The organism is Rhodopirellula sp. JB055, from assembly GCF_043100905.1.
GTDB lineage: Bacteria > Planctomycetota > Planctomycetia > Pirellulales > Pirellulaceae > Rhodopirellula.
Genome location: NZ_JBICHO010000340.1, coordinates 1 through 17,829 on the forward strand (window position 1 = coordinate 1; position 17,829 = coordinate 17,829).

Below are 17,829 nucleotides of genomic sequence, written 5' to 3' on the forward strand. Positions count from 1 at the left end.
GAAACCTTGCAAACACCGAACGATGAAGGCGAGAAATATTTAGTTGTATGTTTCGAATCGCAAATAAGCGCGAAGGCCTTGTCCTGGTTTTCCACCCACATGTCGCGTTCGGATTTTCATGAACATCTCGGACGGTTCTTGTAAGACTCCGTTGCGGTCTTGTTCGTGTTTGATCATCCGTGTCGTGTAGCCGTCGACGTTGGCGATCAAATGCTGCAGCGAGTCCTCGGCGAGTTTCAGCACCTCTGACATGGGAACTTCGACGGAAGCTGATTCGGTCGTCCCGTCGTTTTGAGCGTTGCTGACTGACGAAGGGGGGCCGATCGCGGTCGGTGGATTGGCGACAGAACGTGGCGCACTTTTCCCGCGGACGAACCAACCCAAGCCCAACCCCACAAAGAAACACAGCAGGCCAATCAGGCAGGTTCTGCGCCGGCTGCAACAAGACACATTGCCGTTGGAATGGGCGGAAGATGAATCGGAAGCCATGAAAACAAACACCGGTTGAGAATATGAAAAAACCTCTCTGAATTCACCTGTTGTCAGGCTCGCCCAGAGAGGTTTGAGAGGTCAATGATTCCGATCATCTGACAGTGCAAATGATCGGAATGACAAATGTTTGGCTCAGAAGCCCTGGTTCATTTTGGCTTGTTGAGCTTGGCGAGCGGCAGCACCGATGGCTTGCAGCATGCCGTCACCGATGATGAACCGGCTGATTTGGCCGTTTTCGATTGCTTCGGAAACGATCCGCAGTTCACCTGCGTCATCGGCTCGCGAAAGAGCGTCGATCATGGCGGCGATCGCGTCGTTGTTTTCAACGGATTGAGCGAACTGAAGGATCGGCATCAGGTTGACTTCCAGTTGCATCAACGTGTTGCCCGATGGAGCCACAGGAGTCGCTTCTGAATCAATCAGTTGTTTCATAAATGGCAGGCTGTCGTCTCCCAAAGCTACGTAGATGGCTTTGGGGCCGGTTCCGATGTGAACGCGAACTTGTTCGCCGAAGATTTTGCGAACTTCGTCTTCATCGGCTGGCACGTCGGCTTCCACCAAGTGCATGTTGACGCCTTTGTAGTTGTTGACGTCAAACTCAAAGCGAGGTGCGTCGCCGTGGCCTTGGACCTTGGCTGCCAAATCTTTGACAATGCTGGCGGCTTCTCCACCATCGGCGACAAAGGAGCCCAGAGCGAATTGCAGTTTGTTGGCATCGGTCAACAACAGAGCGCCAAAGTCCGACTTGCCTTCTTTGGCCGAGTCCATCATCAATTCAACGACGCGGCGAATCATGTCCGTGGCTTCGGCTTGTTCAGCTTCGCTCAGTTTGTCGGTTTGGCTCAGGGCCGATCCCAGCATTTGCATCGCACCGTCGACGCTCGTTTGAGCTTGTTCCAAAGCCTCGGGGCCAATCGAGCTGGCGAAGTGAACGTAGCCGGCGGCATCTTCACGAATGACGCTGCTATAAGCCGACGGGATTGGTTTTTGTCCGTCGTAGATGCGGGCCAATTTGGTGCCGGCGACGGCGGTGAATTCGGTTTCGAGCAAGATGCGGCGATTGGCCGAATCAATGTCGATGCCGATCATCAACTCCTTGGTTTGATCGATGACTTGTTCGAGTTGTTCGATCGATTGAGCAGCGTATTCCATCGCGGCTTCGTCGCCGTTTTGTTGCTGCTTCATGGCTTGGTCAAAGCCTTGACGGATTTGACCGATCAACGCATCACGCATCGGCGGTGGGACTTGTTGCACGTCCAAGCGGACGGCGATGTCATAGTCCGTTCCCATTTCGCTGATGATGGCCGATGGGTCAGCGGGAGCATTGTCGAGCACGCTTCGGTTGCGAGCTAGAACAGCCCAGTTGCCGATTTGGCGGATGAACACGGTGTTGGCACCGATTGCGATCACCATGGTGCCGTCGTCCAGTTCATCGGCGGGGCCGACCTGAGCTTCCATGCGTTTCAGCACGGTCTTGACGTTGGCGGTTGGCAACAACGCGATGGGTTCAGGAGCACCGTCGATCAATGGCACGATCACGCCGACAGGCTGCGAGGTGTCGATGCCTTGGGTGAACGTTCCGGCCATCATGGCGAACATGCCGCCCAATTGTGGCTGGCCAATCGCACCGCTGAGGTAATTCAAATCGCGGGTCAACTGATCGATGCTGCCCAGCGTGACCACGACGACTGGTTCAGTGGATTGTCCGGCCACGGCACTGCCGCCACCGGGAGTCAATTTTTCTTGAGCCATCACCGAGGTGAATGGCGAGGCGATACCTGCGACGGCGACCAAAGCGGCCAACGCGAACGTGGCAACTCGAGAAACGCCTGGGCGGGCGGGTTGGAAACGGGCGTACGACAATCTCACGGGTGCGTCCTTTGTCGGATCAAATTGGAAATTGAAAAGGCAAGAGCTTCAACTGTAAGGCCGTGTCATGTCAGGAACAGGGCGCCTACGAAGAAAGGTACCCAAGCCGATTCGCCGAAGTTTCAGCAATGTTGGCAATTTAGGCGAGTTTCTCCGAGGATATTTTCGCGTCTTGGTGGCTTCCCGAATCGGCAGAATCCAGGGCCTGGGCTGCCTGATCGTCCTGTTCCTCCCGGATTTCACGCTCCAAACGAGCGATCGCCAGTCGGATCAGACGCGTTTCACGACGTGCGACAGCCAATTCTGCCTGCAGCCGGGTGAGCTGGCGACTTTTGTCGGTTTTGAACAATCGCGTGGCAACGCCCAGAATCACCAACGCTCGAAATCCTTTGAGGGCTGTGCCCCGCAAGCGATACGCTCTCGCAAGTTTGGCAATCTGGGGGATTTTCGCGAGCTTCGCCAAGCGGGTCCCTCGAACGGCCTGCATCGACCGCAGGAACGAGAAAAACGGCAGCAAAATGATGGCCAGGTCGACCCAGTTGTGGCGGATGTATTGCAGCTTTTTTTCCGCAATCGAGACCATCAAAATGAACTCGTCCGCGAATGCGAACCAGATCACTCCGGTGCCAATGTGCAACGCGATTCGCAGCCATTGATAGCGTGCGACTTGGTCTTTGAGAAAGAATTCGGTGACCAGAACAGGCAAGATCAGCAGCGCGATGCCGATCATCGGAACGCTGAAGTGCTGGGCCAAACGCCGTCGCAAACGTTTGTTGGTTCGTTGCCACGACATTCCGGGCAACCACAGTTGACCGTGCATTTCGTAACTGCGAGCGCACATACGCAGCGACGGGCAAATGCAAAACGTCAACGTGTAGAAATGGAACCAACGCATCGACCGGGACTTGGGCCGAATGATCCAGTGGTAAACGGATTCGACGATGATGATCGGCCAGATCGCCAACATCGTGAGGATGGCAGCTCGTTCAAACCACATGCCAAGGTACGTGGAATCGACTGGGATGACGTATTGATCCGGGTGAGCTTGCGAGGCCGTTTCGCGAAGATTGGGAACGTCGACCCACATCACGATCAAGATCGCTTGGCACACCAAGAACAACACCGAGATCGTAAACATCCACGGCGCGGTGACGCGAGCGATTTGCGTGTGGATGGGTGATTGCGAATGCGACGTCATGAAGAGCGGGTGCCACTGGCGAATACTTGCCAAACCGAGTTGGCGGCCTCGACATCATTTTGCTGGGCCGCTGCACGACCATAGACGATTCGGTTGTAAGCATCGACGACCTGGACCGCCGATTGGCCGAGCGAGGGGAACTGCGTCGCAACTCGACGGACGAATTCAGATGGCGTTTCATCTGGCGCCCGCTCGACACCCTGTTCGCGGCACCAAGCTTCCAGGGCTTGAAACGTGATGACCACCACGCGACGTGGATCGGGATCGCCGGCTGGGTTTCGGAACGATGAAAACGGGCGCGGCGGCGATTCCGACTGAATGCTTTTTCTTTCGGTTGGCTGGGCTGCGGAGGAGGCGTCCTCTTCGTCTGCAAAAAGGCTGTCCCACCACGCCAAGATGGCGTCCAGGTTGCGAGCGACAAAGAACGCAATGAACACCAACAACGCGAGCAAAATCACCCACTTCAGCATTCCAAACATGGTGCTGAACACGCCGCTCAAAGGGGGCGAACGATCCGTTGGTGGCTTGGTCCGAGCGGACAGCGGTTCCTGCTGTTGGCTCTGGTTCGCATTTTGCCGATCGGAAGATCGTGAGGAATTCTCGGTGTTGGATTGGGATTGCTGCGAGGGTTGATTTTCGGTGGATTGATCTTCAGGCGTTTGAGCGTTTTCCGCCGAATCGGATTTCGAGCCTGATTCGCCTTGGTCTTCACCCGATGCGCTGTCCTGGGGCGTGTTCGATTGGGACTCGTTTGGTTTCTGGGCAGATGGTTGCTGGGCAGGGGAACCGGATTCGTTGGGTGGCGAAGATGGGTTCTTGGAGGACTCGTTCGGTTTGTCTCCGGCGGGTTGATCGCTGCCGGGGTCCTGGCCTTTGCCTTGCTTCTTTCCGCCCGGATCACTACCGGCGGGACCATCTTCGCGATTTCCTTTTGAGCCGCCTGGTTTTCCGCCCGGTTTGGTTTCGCCGCTGGGGGAACCGTCTTCGCTGGTTTCGGAGGATCGGGCATCGTTCTCGTCGCTGATCTCCGCTCCTTCGTCGCCCCATCCGTACTCGCTGGCGGACAACGGTTTCCGGTTGGTAAGAAATTCCGGGACCTTCATCGACGCCACGGCTTTCCCGGGCAGCGGGGCGATGTAGGCAATCATCAGGATCAACCCAATGATGACAATGCCGCCAGCCAGCCAGGCGATGGTCGCATCCATCGGCATCTCGGTTTGTCGCTGTCGTAGATAGCGTCGAAGGTTCAGGAACGATGTCACCACGAGCAGAGACAGCGCGGAGAACAAATAGAGCGTCAGAAGAATGCGGGCCAAGTTCCATGAGCTGGAATCACTGCCCAGAAAGAATTGCCCCAAACCAAATAACGGCAAGGCACCCAGTGCCAACCACAGCACGGTTCGCCCCGGTTGATGTCCCGCCGCCGGATTTTTGGCCGAGCGTTTCGAATTCGGTTTAGCACTCGGGTCGTTCGCGTCCGTCGTCGTCTTTGATAGCGAGAGGTCCGATTGTTGCTTTTGCTGCCGTCGAAGTTTCAGGAATGACAATCCACTGTCGATCAACCCTTGGCCACTGCTGTCGACGGAGTCATCGACGAGGGTGCAGTCATGGACGATCTTGTCGGCCAGATATCCAACCACCCACACGATTCCGATGGAAAAGATCGGGTCGCCGACGTACACCACCAAGACGTAAACGGTCGCGATACCAAGGGCAATCGCATACAGCGAGGAGTACTGTCGGTCGTGTTCGATGGTGATGCGAGCGATCGCGGTCGCTCCCATCGTGTACATCAACATCGTCCACACCAATGCACCGGAGTACCCGCCGGAGTACAAGACGATGCATAGGAAGCTGGCCAAGCTGAACAGCATCATAAAGATCAACACCGGCGCAATCGCGATGGCGGCGTAGTCGGCGGCGGTATGATGCAGTCGGCTCAAGAAGATGCCGTTTTGCTAGCTGGCCTGCCCGTGCGCGGCGTCACCGGCTTCGTTGGGATGAGACGCTTTCCATCGCCGCATGGCGGGTTCAATCGTACTCATTGGAACCCATCGTTGCCGGGTCTTGGTACTCTGCACCAGGGTTTCTGGTGAAATTTTTCCCCGATCGATTCGAAGCAACATTTCAGGTTCGCTGATGGGACCGATCCGTTTCGTCGTATGAAACCATCCGTGGCTCATGTAATACCATTGGGCACTCATCTGCACCTCCACTAAGTATGCGGAACAACCTTGAGCTTAGTGTTTTTGTCACCTTGATCACAGCTAATTCTGGGGTGATTCTTTCGCGTCAAGGGTGGTGTTTTCGCCTGTAAGGGGGGGCTTTTCAACGCGAGTTCTCGTGGAAATCGTCTTGTGACGGCGGTGATGAAACCAGTACTTTGGCCGTGGACGGTTCAATTTGGATCTCAAAAAAATCGGCCACTCTGTTGGGTGGTGATTGTCACAAAAGCTGGTTTTCAAGTGATGGGGCAACGCGAAAAGAACGCTCGGAGTCAACCTCGATACGGCCGTCATCGTGGCGGGGTCAGTGCGTGCGACAATTCTTTCGCGATCACGGTCTCGCGGATGTTGACCGGGGTCGTGGTCTGTGTTTTTGGCGTGACGAATGCCCTCGCGCAAACCAGTGAAAAAATCATTGTCTTGCCGGAAAAGGGCATTCCTTCCTGCGAGTTGACGGACTCGGTGATTCGGTTCCGGATCGAAGGGGAAGAGGACGCGGTTGGCAACGAAGCTGACGCCAGCGAAATGGCGCCTGCCGCAGCGACTGATTCAGAACGATCGGCGGGCGGTTCAGGACGACTGGACATTCGGTCTGCCGAATCCAATGCCTTGATTGGTCAAGTGAGGATTTCGCCCGCGACGGTATCAGAACCGGTCGATCACCGAGCCTGGAATTTATGATGTCCAGATGCGCGTCCCTCGAAACCAGAAAGGTTGGCAACGTTGGTTGCGTTTGGACTCTCTGACGGAACATGATTCGATGGACGTGGTTCGCAGTTGGACCGTGATTGTGTTCCCGGCCAGTGGATCGCAGCAGGAGGTCGTCGGCGCATCGCCCGCGGTTGATTCTCAACCGATGGAACTGAAGCCACGTCAGGTGATGACTCGAGTCGACATGGCAACGTTGAGGTCGTGGTGTTCTCACACCTCGGTGGACACAACGGCGAATGAGCATTCCTTGTTGAGTTGGAGCTGGCGCCATGAGGATGCACCCATTTCGAAGGAAGCCTTCCGTTGGCAGGCTCGTCTGGATTGCATAAAGCGAGAGATCAAAGGTCTCCGTGAAGAAGGTGTCGATGCGATCGTGCTGCCGATCGCGAAGATCGAATCGGCGGACGAATCGGAAACTTCGGCTTCCGAATTCGATCCCGAAGAAGACGCCATGTTGGTCCGTCTGGCCGCGAATGAAATGATTCAAGCAGAGGGCCAGGTTTGGTTGGAACCACCGCATTTGCAATGCGGTGCTCCGGTGGATCAGTTGGTTGAATCGTGGAATGCATTTTGGGGGCAGGGACAAGCAGCCGGTTTTGTGGTGCCTTGGCAATCGGAAACGATCCGGTGCCGATACTGTGGCCATCACCATGCCACGGAGGCTCTGCTGCCAATCATTGCCAAACTGAAGCGTCAGCATTTGATTTTGGTCGAAGACCCCAATGCGGAAGAGTCGACCAGCGAACTTGTTTCCAACGAACCGTCCACGCTGCCTTCGCTCAAGCAAACCCTGGTCGAAATTCGCCGACTTCAACCCGAGCGAACAACCCAACAGGTTTGGCTGGTCAGTGATCATCGACGTGAGTCACCTCCGCGGTTGAGTTCGCATTTTCCAGTCGCGGAAGGTCCGGCATCGGAGCCGGCCAAGGGATTTTGGTTGGGATATCAATCGATCGATTCCGGTTTGGACGGCCTGGCTTCGGACACTGCATCATTGCTCGGCAGCGGTGCTGTTTCGATGCAACAGATGGACGATCAATGGATTCAGTGGTGGGATTTGGCTGGCCACCGAGCGGGTCGGCTGAATTCACAAGTCGCTTCCTCGACAACAGATTCCAGATCGCCGCGATTCTTGTTCGTCGATCGCGAAATGCTTGAATCGTCCAGCGGAAAGATCGCTTTCCATGCGTGGAAAAACTGGCACGAGGAACTGGTTTTGATTCCCGCCAAGGTTGCCGATGCCAATCAGAAGTCGGTCGATGGATTGGTGACCGTCGCTTTGCACCCGTCCAGTCATTCCTTGATTCTTGTGAATCGGGCTCCGTGGCCTATGACCGTTTCGCTTGCGACGACTGAGGAGACCGTTTGGAAAACAGAATCCAAAGAGGAAGACGTCGACCTGGCACTCACGGTGCCCGAACAGACAGGGTTGGGGGCGCGTTTGAAATTGCCTCCGCATCAAATCTTGGTTTGTCAAAGTGAATCGCCGCTGCCTTCCAAGATTGCTTGGACCGGGACGGTTTCAGATCCCGCCACGATGATGCCTCGAATCACCGAACAAGTCACCATGGTCGTCGAGCATGTTGGTTTGTTGAGTGAACTGGATCGATTGCCTCGCGAATTCGACTCGCCGTCATCAGACGCTGAACGGCGAGCCGCACCGGCACGGTCTTCGATTGATCGTTGGAATCCCGGGCGAGTGATTCAGGCCAGCACAACGTTGCTGCGTTCTTCCAAGCAAGCCGCACCGCAATCGTTTTCAACCATGCCGCAATCATTGCTCAGCAATGGCGGTTTCGAACAAGGCAGTTTACCGGATGCGAACGCGCGACTTGGGATTCCCAATTGGATGCATGCTCAGCATCCTGCTGACGCGGTGAAATTGGATTCACGTTCGGCGTTTCGTGGCGAACAGAGTGTTCGTTTGGCGGCTCGGGATGAGTCCGGAACGCAGGCTTGGTTGATCAGCAAAAACATCGCGACTCCAATCGCGGGACGCGTGGCCATTTCCATGGCCGTTCGTGGTTATCGCGAACCTCGTACGGGCTCGGCGAACACGCGAACATCCACTCCGCCGCTGGCCAATCCCGTCGCGGGCAAGGCTCCTCAGGTTCTGTCTGACACGTCCGGTCCTGGCAACATGTCGGGACAGGATGGCGTGGAAGAGCCGGCCAAAACTCTGACGCTGCGAGTCGCACTGGAAGGGTCTCTTGACGGTCAACCCTGCCGGCATTGGCGAGAGGTCGAAGTGCCTGTGAACGGCAAGTGGCAAGACGCCAACGTGGTATTGGAATGGTTGAACATTGATGTGGAACGAACACGCGATCTGCGTGTGACGATCGACAATCTGTCCGATGGGATCATCTGGGTGGATGAGATATTTGTAACCGATTGGTTCGCTAGCCGATCCGAGCGGGCGGAACTGCAGAGCCTGGCCTACTTGGCTGTTCAAGGGTTGCAGCGAGACGATGTCAAAGCGTCGGCGCAGTTGCTGAATCATTTTTGGGCTCAGCAGTTGTTGCAATTTGCCATGCGGCGATCGACCGATCCTCGCCGTGCCGAAGCAAGTCGCCCATTTGTTCAGCCTGCGTTTGGAAGGGATGTTGCCAGCCCCGTCGCGGTCGCCGCGTCGTCCACCGCTGGGCTGCCAATCGGAACCATCGTCAACGGGAAAATGGGGGCCGATCCGGTTGGGACCGCAGAGGCCCCCCCGGGCTCCGCGGGCAAGCAGCCTCGTGTGGATTCATCGCAACAAAATTCAGGTGTGACTGGAAAAATTCGCAACTGGTTGCCTGAACCGCTAAGATTTTGAGTCGTTTTTGATCAGCCGAACGCCTTCCAAAGGTTTCGCTTATGTGCCATTCGCCGTCGCAACGATCAGAGCCTGCGAACGCAAAGAAACGCAGCCGGTCGTCCTTTCGTTTTTGGGGACGCATCGCCGCCGCGGTTTTGGCAGTGGTATTGGTTGTGGGCGGCACGGCGAGTTTTTGGGCCGTGCGACAATCTCGACATGTGCCCGATTTTTACCAACGGGTATTGGATCAATCCGATCAGGCGATGGAAGTTGCTCGGAACCAATTGCAGTATGACGTGGAGCAACTGCAATCGGACTTGTCACGTCGGGGGTCTTGGAACGCATCGTTCAGTGAAGAGGAGATCAACGCGTGGTTGGCCGATCAATTGCCCGAGCGTTTTGATCGACTTTCACGACACGGCGTCTGCGAGCCAGCGATCGCGATCGAAGACGGCCAGATTCATGCCGCGGTTCGCTATCAATCGTCGCGATGGGACACCGTGGTTTCCTGCCGCTTGTCGGTTCAAATGACGGAAGAACCCAACCTGCTGGCGATTCATTTGTCGGACTTGAAAGCGGGTGCGTTGCCATTGCCGCTCGAACCCTTTGTGCGTCGGATCAGCCGCGAAGCTGCACTGGGCGATTTGGATATCCGCTGGGATTTCACCGACGATGGACCGATCGCGTTGGTGCACATTCCTTCCGAAGACCCTCACTACGCATTCAAACCCTTGGTCATCGAATTGGTCAGCCTGACCGCCGGACGTTTGCGATTGTCAGGACAAGCTGGCCAGTTGGCCCAGGATTTCTATTCGCCGCGTGGTCCAGTGCATCGGTTTGTTTCTTTCCGCAAACAATCCCAACAAGCCAACGATTCCGGGGATGAAACTTCGCGTGCATCCGATCAACACACGGACGGTCGTTCAGCATCAATATCCGGATCGCAGATGCAAAGCACTGACGGAACGACGCCCGGTGATCGATACCGGGATCAGCGTCGAGCCGACTCGAAAGCGTCGGGAACGAAGGCGTCCGGTCAGCGCTGGATGGTTAGAAAGCCATCCCAGACGACTCCCGCTGTGTTGCGAACTCGTTCAGACGATTCCTTGTCGCTGTACCAGTGAATCGACTGCTTGGAAGCAGGTTGAAACAGCAGTTCAAAGCATCGAGTGATTCGAATTTCCGCTGAAGATCCTGGCTGTTGAAACGAGACCGTGGTTTGGAACGAGAGCTCGTCGGCGCCTGATTGCGGTGGCAACCCCGCTCGATGGACTCGGTGGGTTCCGCTTGCGACCTGTGTGACCACGCCGCGGTCGTTGGACACCGGGCCTTCGTAGTCCAGGTAAAGCCGCCGATGATCAGGCAAACGCGTCATGGGAATTGCGTCTGCGGAGACAAGTTCAATGACGGGAGTGGCAAACGTCCAAAGTTTCTCGCCACCGGAACTCCGTTCGAACAACCAATCAAAGTGGTCGCCACGTGCGACCGTTGCTTGAGCAGACAAAGCCGGTGCCGCGGTGACCTGCGGGGCGGTGGCGGTCGGCACTCGGTGATGCAAGACCGTGAATCGCAAGGAAGGTTCTGAAAAAGCCCTCGATGAAAGTTCGCTGGGCGGGGATTCGCTGGGCCGGTTCACGACAGTGGCGGCAGTTGGTGCCCCATCTTTTCGCGTTTGGTTTCCAAGTAGCGAACATTGTGTTCGTTGCTAGGAGGGACGATGGGGACTTGGTCGACGACCTTCAAGTCAAATCCACGAAGGTTGAACGCTTTGGTTTTCTTCGGGTTGTTGGTCAACAAGCGGACCTCTGACAAACCGAGGTCTTTCAGGATTTGAAGTCCGACACCGTAGTCACGCATGTCGGCTTTGAAACCCAGTGCGTGGTTGGCTTCGACTGTATCCATGCCTTTGTCTTGCAACGCATAAGCCCGGATCTTTTGTGCCAGACCAATGCCCCGCCCTTCTTGCGGGAGATAGATCAAAGCACCTCGGCCTTCGCGACTGATCATGTCCAGTGCCATGTGCAGTTGGTCTCCGCAATCGCAGCGGAGAGATTGGATCAAATCTCCCGTGAAGCAACTGCTGTGCATGCGAACCAAGGGGGGTGCGCCCGGCGTGGTCAAGTCACCAAACACAATCGCGATGGGTTCTTGGGCTTCGTAGTTGACCTCGTAAACGATGACTTCGAAGTCGCCGTAACGAGTGGGCAGTTCCGAGGTGGCAGCGCGGCTGACCAGTTTTTCACTCACGCGTCGGTGGGCGATCAGATGTTCGATGCTGATGATTTTCAGATCATGTTCCTTGGCCAATTTTGCCAAATCCTCTCGGGAAGCGCGGTCGCCCGTTTCGTTGAGCACTTCGCAGAGAACGCCAACGGGCGCCAAACCTGCCATGCGAGACAGGTCGATCGCCGCTTCGGTGTGGCCAGCTCGGCGAAGCACCCCGCCTTCTTTGGCCAGCAACGGGTACACGTGACCGGGACGAACGAAGTCTTCTTGGGTGGCTTCTGGATTGGTCAAAAGACGGATGGTTTCGCTTCGCTCCGCCGCCGTGATACCCGTTTTCGCGGTCGCGATGTCGATGGGCGTCATGAACGCGGTCTGCAGAGGAGCGTTGTTTTGCGGGACGACCGGCGACAATTCCAGTCGTTTGCAAACCTCTGGCAGCACCGAAACGCACAACTGTCCACGCCCGCCCAAAATGAAATTGATCAGTTCTGGGGTCGCTTTTTCACCGGCGCAGATGAAATCGCCTTCGTTTTCCCGGTCTTCCGCGTCAATCACGATGATGACATCGCCACGGGCGATGGCTTCGACGGCTTCGGGGATCGTGTTCAACTCAATCGAGGATGACATATTGGGCAGATCGGGTCAGCGATGGGGGGAATGAGGGCTGGCACATGCGACGAAATGGCAATGACTCGACGCTGGACCGAAACGTATTATACGTGTGATGGAAACCTCGCCTACGGACCCAACCATGATGCTCACCGCCTTTGTTGAACGTTGCCTGCCACCGCGAAAATTCGCGAGCGGGATTTTTGAGGGGCGGGGCGGACTGAGATGTCTGTCGCTGCGTTCGTGGGCGCTGCTCGGAAGTTGCGCTCTGGCGTTGGTGCTGTTTCTAAACGGGGGGACGGCCTGGTCCGATGACGATGGAACGGTGAATGCAGGGAATGCGGAAGAGTCCAGCGGTTCCGCCACGGTTCCGCCCGCCGTTGATGTCAACGCAGTTGGTGATGAGACGCCGGATCCGGAGACAGCGGTGGAAGTGCGGCAGTTTCTCAATCTTCGTTACAGCGATGCCGATGGCGCTGCGGGGCTGTTTGATTTGCACATTCCGGTCACGGATCAGCACTCCGTTTTGACGGACGATGCTGGGAACGTTTTGGCTGCAGGCCCAGCTCGTCCGGCCATCTTGATGGTGCACGGTGGTGGCTGGGCGATCGGCGACAAGTGGACTTTGCGAACATATTGCGATCGCTTGGCGCAATTGGGGTTTGTGGTCCTCAACATGAATTACCGTCTCGCGCCGCAGCATCAGTTTCCGCGGCAGGTGGACGACGTGCGACAAGTCCTGCTGCAATTGGTCAAGCATTCTGATGCTTGGAAAGTGGACCTGAATCGTGTTGGGATCTTTGGCTACTCGGCAGGGGGCCATCTGTCAGCACTGATTGGAGTGTTGGCCAATGAGGATCGACCAACTCAAATGCTTGCCAGCGAATGGGGATCCGATGACCCACGGTGGGAACAGTTGCCGCCGATCGCCGCCGTTTGTGCAGGCGGCCCGCCGTGTGATTTTCGAATCGTTCCCGATGACAACGCGGGACTGAGCTACTTCTTAGGCGGCACGCCCCGGGAAGTGCCGGACAATTACTTGGGAGCATCGCCCACCGCCCATGTCTCACCCGGCGATCCGCCGATGCAGTTGATTCATGGTGAAAAGGACTTGCTGGTCCCGTTGGAAAACAGTCAGAAATTTGCCGACGCATTGATGGAAGCTGGCGTGGTAGTTTCCTTGACCGTGATTGAAAACCAAGGGCACATGATGACGTTGTTTCATCCGACCACGAAGCAGCGGGTCAAGGAATTCTTCGTGAAGCAATTGTTGCAACCGTCGTCATCGCCTCCGAAACGTTTGCGTTGATTCGAGATCAAGACAACACAGCCAGGGCAACCGCGAACGTCAATAAAACTGCCCCCGACAATCGCATCAGCAGAAGTTTGCCGCTGAGGTCCGCTTCCGCGCCGCCCCAGATTTTCGCTGCGGTGTAGGCGAGTAACACACCCCACAAACCACGCAGCGAATAGACGACGTTCAGTCGCGCTGCGTCGCCAAAGACCGAGACCGCGATCGTGATGCTGAACGCTTGGCAAGCGAGCAGGAAGACCGCGGGAATCAGCAGCTTCCAATTGCCGTGAGAAACCACCGATTGCCATCGAACCCAAGGCAACGCGAGCAGGGAGAGTGCCGCGACGATCAGGAACACCGCCGGCAACAATCGAGTGGATCCCCAAGCCGGTGACCAGCGTTGGACCAACAAGTCAAATGTGGCGTAACAACTCGCTGCCCCAAGGGCCAACGCGATGGTCAGTCCGATTCGACGAGGATGATGCTGCCCCGTCCACTGGATCAGGGCGATGCCAGATGCCGCCAAGAAAGCGGCTCCCCAAATCGCGTGGGGGACTCCTGTGGCCGATGAAAAGGCAAGCAAGCAGGTCACGAACACAACCTTCACCCCAAACACTGGGGCTGCGATGGAGACATCTCCGACCTCCACCGCTGTGAATGTCAGCAACAACCCCAGCATGAACAGCAGTGCTACCACCGCAGGTTGCCAAACGTTCAGCCAGTAGGTTTCTGGACCGTCGAAAAGCCACAGCAACATCATCAGGGCGGAGGAACCCATGTTCACGCAGAACAACAGCGTGACTTGCCCGACCCCGTCTGGGCGAACGGACGAACGGCTGACTCGTTTGACAAAGATCAGGCCGCAAACAAAGAGAACACTGGCCAGCAAAGGAAGTAAGAGGTGCATGGCGGAAACGATACCGCTTCCATCGCCGATGCGATAGTTGAAGACTGGTTGCCGCCGTGTTCTGATGAATCGCCACGGCCGAAAATCACATCAAGAGAATGCACATGAACCGATCCTACTTCTTTGTCGTCGCCATCCTAGGAATGCAGTGCTTGGCTGTTTCATCCTCTCTTGGCGACGACCGCCTTAACGTACACGGCGGCGATCGCGATGGGACCTCACTCGTCGACGTGGATTCTCGCTTGCCCGCGTTTCCCGATGCTCGCGGTTGGGGCCGATATGCGACGGGGGGCCGTGGTGGCGAGGTCCGCAAAGTGACGCATCTCAAGGACTCGGGACCCGGAAGTCTCAGGGCGGCCTTGCAGACGGAAGGTGCGGCGTACGTCATTTTTGAAGTAGCAGGAACGATCAATCTGCAAAGCAAAATCAAAATCACATCGAACAAGACGATTGCCGGGGAGACTGCGTTTCGCAGCGGCGGAGAGGGCATCACCTTGAAAATCAATCAGGGCACCACGTCGAATACGCTGGTGGCTGTTTCTGGTGGCAGCAATCTCATCTGCCGGTATTTGAGGTTTCGCCGCGGTCCTGGACTGCCTCCCGAAGTGGATGGTGACAACCTGCTGCTGACCGGAAAGGGGACTGATTTCATCTTTGACCACTGTAGTTTTTCGTGGAGCACGGACGAGTTGGTCAATCCTTATGGGCCCACTCGAATCACATTCCAAAATTGCATCTTCTCGGAAGCACTATTTAACAGCACGCACGCTTATACGACCGACACCGAACATGCCGCCTATCCGAATCCGCACTCGATGGGGCCTCTGATCGGCAACGGCAGCGACGAAGTGACCTTCTACAACAACCTCTTTACTCACAACAATCAACGAAACCCATTGGTAGGAGGTGGAGTCGGCGGCGGCACAAAGTTCGAGTTGGTCAACAACCTGGTCTACAACTTTGGGAGCTTTGGCACCGTCTTTTCAGACAATGACACTGCCGTGACGGTCAACTTCATCAACAACTATCACATCGCGGGGCCCAACACATCCACATCCCGCTATTCGATCGCGATCAACCGTGGTGTGATGGCCTACGCGCGAGGAAACATCAATAGCAAACGGACTTCAAAGAGTGAGCCGGAGTGGAATGCCATCGGCTGCGAATCTGGTTGCGGCACCTACATGGAGGAGCCTGCCCCAATTGAATGGCAATCTGCCGAGCCCTTTGACTTCCCGCTGCGGGACGTGTCCACACAGTCAGCCACGGAGATCCGAGACGGGGTGATCGCAAACGCGGGTGCCAACTTGGTCATCGACGCGGTCGACTCGCGTGTGTTCAAAGATGTTCTCAATGGGACTGGTCGATTTGTGAATGATCCGTCCGAGGTTGGCGGTTGGCCGAAGCTCGTAGGCATGCAGTCGGCGCCTGTCGACAACGACAAGGATGGCATGCCCGATCTTTGGGAACGCGAACGCTTCGGCGCATTGGCGACTGGCCCAAATGCTGACCGCGACGGCGATGGTTACACAAACCTCGAAGAGTACTTGCATCACCTCGCCGCCGGCAACGGATTGAATGCCGGTGATTCGCAATGAGACGCCCACACGCCGTGGCATCGAGCAGTGGATTTGCGAAAGCCAGCGAATGAGCGAAGGTTCAACACCTTGCTATTGGTTGGTCTCGGTTGTTTGTTTCTTTAGGGTCACGGTGTCGAAGAGTTGCCCGTTCAGGTCGTACGATTTGAGCTGCAATTCTTTGCCGTTGACTGCGACATAAACAAAGTGGTGGCCGCGACGAACGGTTTGTTGGAACGGAGGCCGGATCGGGCCGGCTTGTTCCAGTCCGCCGCCTCCGCCGCCCGTGATCATGTAGATCGTGCCTCGGTCGTTCTGCGGTTTGTCGTTGTGCATTTTCCAGGTGCGTTCGTAGGAGTGGATATGCCCATTCCAGACGATGTCCACGCCAAAACGATCGAACAATTTGGTCATCGGGCGGATCCGAAGGTCGCCCCAATTGCTTTTGCCTTTCCAGAGATCCCCGTAGTCGTTTTCATCGGATGAATACGCGGGATGGTGGAAGCTGACAAACGTCCATCCCACTTTCCCGGTTTCTTTTTCTGTTTCCAGTGCCGCGAGTTGCTTTTCAAGCCATTGGTACTGTTCGCTGTCGGGGCCCATTTCCTTGTTGGAATCGAGCATGAAGAACGCCGCGTTCCCGTATCGAAAGGAGTAGTAGTATTCAGGTGCGGGCAGGTCCATGTACCGATAGTAGTGATCCGCGTTGCGCTCGTGGTTTCCCAAGACGGGATAGAAGGGAACTCGGGAGATCAGCGGGTTCATGCTCGAGAAAAACTGATAGACCCATTCGTTCTTGATCGTGCCTGTGCTGACCAGGTCACCGGGGACGACCAAGAAGTTTGGACGCAGTCCCCAGGCCAATTCGCCGACCTTTCCGCTGACGGCTGGGTTGCCCTGTGTGTCAGAGATGACGGCAAAGGCATACGGCGTTTCAGGCAGTGATGCGGTTTGGAAAGAGAGCACTTTGCTTTCCACCGACGCTTGGGTTTCCAGATCGGTTGCGGTGACTTGATAGTAGTGTCCGGTTTCAGGTTTCAGTCCATCCAGTAGTGCCGAATGGATTCGCTTGTCATCGGAGGCGGCGTCACTTTCGCGGTCGAATTCGGCCGTTTCTCCGAACCGCACGGTCACCTTGCATTCGGCGTTGGTTTCACAAACCACTCGAATGCTGTCGGTGGTGGCGTACTGCAGGAACGGGGCGACCAGGAAGTCCAAGGGAGCCTTCTTTTTCGCGGTTGGTGGAAGCTCTGCCCATGCTTTTTGATGTTCAAAGTCATGTTCGATCCAGGCGGGTTTGGCGGCCAAGTCATAGACTGCGATTTTGGCCAATCGCCCGTTCATCGGAAACGATTCGTTTCGGTCGAGGTAGGCTCCGACGGCGAGCTCGGTTTCATCGGGGTACAAGATTGGACCGCCTTGAGCATCGGTTTCTGCATCGAGTTTTCCGTTGACCCAGAGTTGCATGGTTTCGCCATCGTAGACTCCCGCGACGTGGTACCACTTTCCGAGTGTCACTTCGGTGTTCCCGTTCAAGTACGTCATCATGCCATTGCCGTCGTCGGCGTCTTGGCTGGACAGGGCAAACGAGAACGTTTTGTCGTTGTACCCAAGGGCCCAACCTTGTTCGGAGTCGCCATTGTCTTGCAGGGCAGAAACGATGCCTCCGTACTGTGTCATTTCGTCGAGAGAAACCCATGCGGCAATCGTGATCGCCTCCTGAGGAAGCTTTTTTTGCAATTCAGGCCAAGGTTGGTCGGCGACGAAGAATGACCGAGCTCCTTCCAATCGAATGGCGTTGAGTCCGTCGGTATCTTCCAGGAGGGGAGATCCCTTGCCGGTCAAGTTTGGGCCGAGTTGGCTTTTCAAATTTCCGTCTTGGAAGAACGGTGTTCCAAGGACCCAATGCGCCCGAGGGTCAGGTCCA

The 17,829-nt window shown here is 56.2% G+C and carries 14 protein-coding genes; 5 read left to right on the forward strand and 9 right to left on the reverse strand.

Features of this window, described 5'->3' with window-relative positions; genetic code table 11:
* Positions 1–39: 39 nt before the first annotated feature.
* The 5 genes from ACF8AM_RS13435 to ACF8AM_RS13455 form a co-directional block, all read right to left on the reverse strand.
* Positions 40–489, reverse strand: coding sequence for a DUF1571 domain-containing protein (locus ACF8AM_RS13435; protein ID WP_392556119.1), 450 nt, complete (start codon positions 487–489; stop codon positions 40–42).
* A 135-nt stretch (positions 490–624) separates the two neighbouring features.
* Positions 625–2,361, reverse strand: coding sequence for a hypothetical protein (locus ACF8AM_RS13440; protein ID WP_392556120.1), 1,737 nt, complete (start codon positions 2,359–2,361; stop codon positions 625–627).
* Between the two features lie 139 nt (positions 2,362–2,500).
* The gene (locus ACF8AM_RS13445) at positions 2,501–3,559 is read right to left on the reverse strand and encodes a potassium channel protein (protein WP_392556121.1); all 1,059 of its coding nucleotides are present in this window, start codon (positions 3,557–3,559) and stop codon (positions 2,501–2,503) included.
* Positions 3,556–5,502: a DUF4129 domain-containing protein gene (locus ACF8AM_RS13450; protein WP_392556122.1), complete on the reverse strand. Its 1,947-nt coding sequence runs from the start codon at positions 5,500–5,502 to the stop codon at positions 3,556–3,558. Before ACF8AM_RS13450 ends, ACF8AM_RS13445 begins: the two co-directional genes overlap by 4 nt.
* Before the next feature lie 15 nt (positions 5,503–5,517).
* Entirely contained in the window at positions 5,518–5,742 is a 225-nt protein-coding gene (locus ACF8AM_RS13455) for a DUF4339 domain-containing protein (protein ID WP_392556132.1), read from the reverse strand.
* Positions 5,743–5,997: 255 nt separating this feature from the next.
* Here ACF8AM_RS13455 and ACF8AM_RS13460 point away from each other — a divergent pair, with 255 nt between their 5' ends.
* The 3 genes from ACF8AM_RS13460 (at position 5,998) to ACF8AM_RS13470 (ending at position 10,413) form a co-directional block, all read left to right on the forward strand.
* On the forward strand, positions 5,998–6,465 hold the full coding sequence (locus tag ACF8AM_RS13460) for a hypothetical protein (RefSeq protein ID WP_392556123.1): 468 nt from the start codon (positions 5,998–6,000) through the stop codon (positions 6,463–6,465).
* A gap of 7 nt (positions 6,466–6,472) precedes the next feature.
* Positions 6,473–9,307: a hypothetical protein gene (locus tag ACF8AM_RS13465; RefSeq protein WP_392556124.1), complete on the forward strand. Its 2,835-nt coding sequence runs from the start codon at positions 6,473–6,475 to the stop codon at positions 9,305–9,307.
* Between the two features lie 182 nt (positions 9,308–9,489).
* Positions 9,490–10,413, forward strand: a complete 924-nt coding sequence (locus ACF8AM_RS13470) for a hypothetical protein (RefSeq protein WP_392556125.1) — start codon at positions 9,490–9,492, stop codon at positions 10,411–10,413.
* On the opposite strand, the gene ACF8AM_RS13475 is transcribed toward ACF8AM_RS13470, so the two are convergent.
* Positions 10,326–10,862 (reverse strand): hypothetical protein, encoded by a 537-nt coding sequence (locus tag ACF8AM_RS13475; protein ID WP_392556126.1) that lies wholly within the window; start codon positions 10,860–10,862, stop codon positions 10,326–10,328. The genes ACF8AM_RS13470 and ACF8AM_RS13475 overlap by 88 nt on opposite strands.
* Positions 10,863–10,921: 59 nt before the next feature.
* Positions 10,922–12,142, reverse strand: coding sequence for a GTP cyclohydrolase II (ribA, locus tag ACF8AM_RS13480; RefSeq protein ID WP_392556127.1), 1,221 nt, complete (start codon positions 12,140–12,142; stop codon positions 10,922–10,924).
* 124 nt (positions 12,143–12,266) lie between these two features.
* On the opposite strand from ribA, the gene ACF8AM_RS13485 reads away from it, so the two are divergent.
* Positions 12,267–13,433, forward strand: a complete 1,167-nt coding sequence (locus ACF8AM_RS13485; protein WP_392556128.1) for an alpha/beta hydrolase fold domain-containing protein — start codon at positions 12,267–12,269, stop codon at positions 13,431–13,433.
* A gap of 7 nt (positions 13,434–13,440) precedes the next feature.
* On the opposite strand, the gene ACF8AM_RS13490 is transcribed toward ACF8AM_RS13485, so the two are convergent.
* On the reverse strand, positions 13,441–14,325 hold the full coding sequence (locus ACF8AM_RS13490; protein ID WP_392556129.1) for an EamA/RhaT family transporter: 885 nt from the start codon (positions 14,323–14,325) through the stop codon (positions 13,441–13,443).
* Positions 14,326–14,429: 104 nt separating this feature from the next.
* On the opposite strand from ACF8AM_RS13490, the gene ACF8AM_RS13495 reads away from it, so the two are divergent.
* A complete protein-coding gene (locus ACF8AM_RS13495; RefSeq protein ID WP_392556130.1) occupies positions 14,430–15,923 on the forward strand; it encodes a polysaccharide lyase family 1 protein in 1,494 nt (497 codons plus the stop codon).
* Between the two features lie 72 nt (positions 15,924–15,995).
* Here ACF8AM_RS13495 and ACF8AM_RS13500 read toward each other — a convergent pair.
* Positions 15,996–17,829, reverse strand: a 1,834-nt coding sequence (locus ACF8AM_RS13500) for a LamG-like jellyroll fold domain-containing protein (RefSeq protein ID WP_392556131.1), incomplete at its 5' end; no start/stop codon positions are given.

What these genes read in the sequence shown, in the direction of transcription:
- ACF8AM_RS13435 (WP_392556119.1), bottom strand. Translation starts at nt 489, where the DNA reads ATGGCTTCCGATTCATCTTCCGCCCATTCCAACGGCAATGTGTCTTGT.
- ACF8AM_RS13445 (WP_392556121.1), bottom strand. Translation starts at nt 3,559, where the DNA reads ATGACGTCGCATTCGCAATCACCCATCCACACGCAAATCGCTCGCGTC.
- ACF8AM_RS13455 (WP_392556132.1), bottom strand. Translation starts at nt 5,742, where the DNA reads ATGAGCCACGGATGGTTTCATACGACGAAACGGATCGGTCCCATCAGC.
- ACF8AM_RS13465 (WP_392556124.1), top strand. Translation starts at nt 6,473, where the DNA reads ATGCGCGTCCCTCGAAACCAGAAAGGTTGGCAACGTTGGTTGCGTTTG.
- ribA (WP_392556127.1), bottom strand. Translation starts at nt 12,142, where the DNA reads ATGTCATCCTCGATTGAGTTGAACACGATCCCCGAAGCCGTCGAAGCC.
- ACF8AM_RS13485 (WP_392556128.1), top strand. Translation starts at nt 12,267, where the DNA reads ATGATGCTCACCGCCTTTGTTGAACGTTGCCTGCCACCGCGAAAATTC.
- ACF8AM_RS13490 (WP_392556129.1), bottom strand. Translation starts at nt 14,325, where the DNA reads ATGCACCTCTTACTTCCTTTGCTGGCCAGTGTTCTCTTTGTTTGCGGC.
- ACF8AM_RS13495 (WP_392556130.1), top strand. Translation starts at nt 14,430, where the DNA reads ATGAACCGATCCTACTTCTTTGTCGTCGCCATCCTAGGAATGCAGTGC.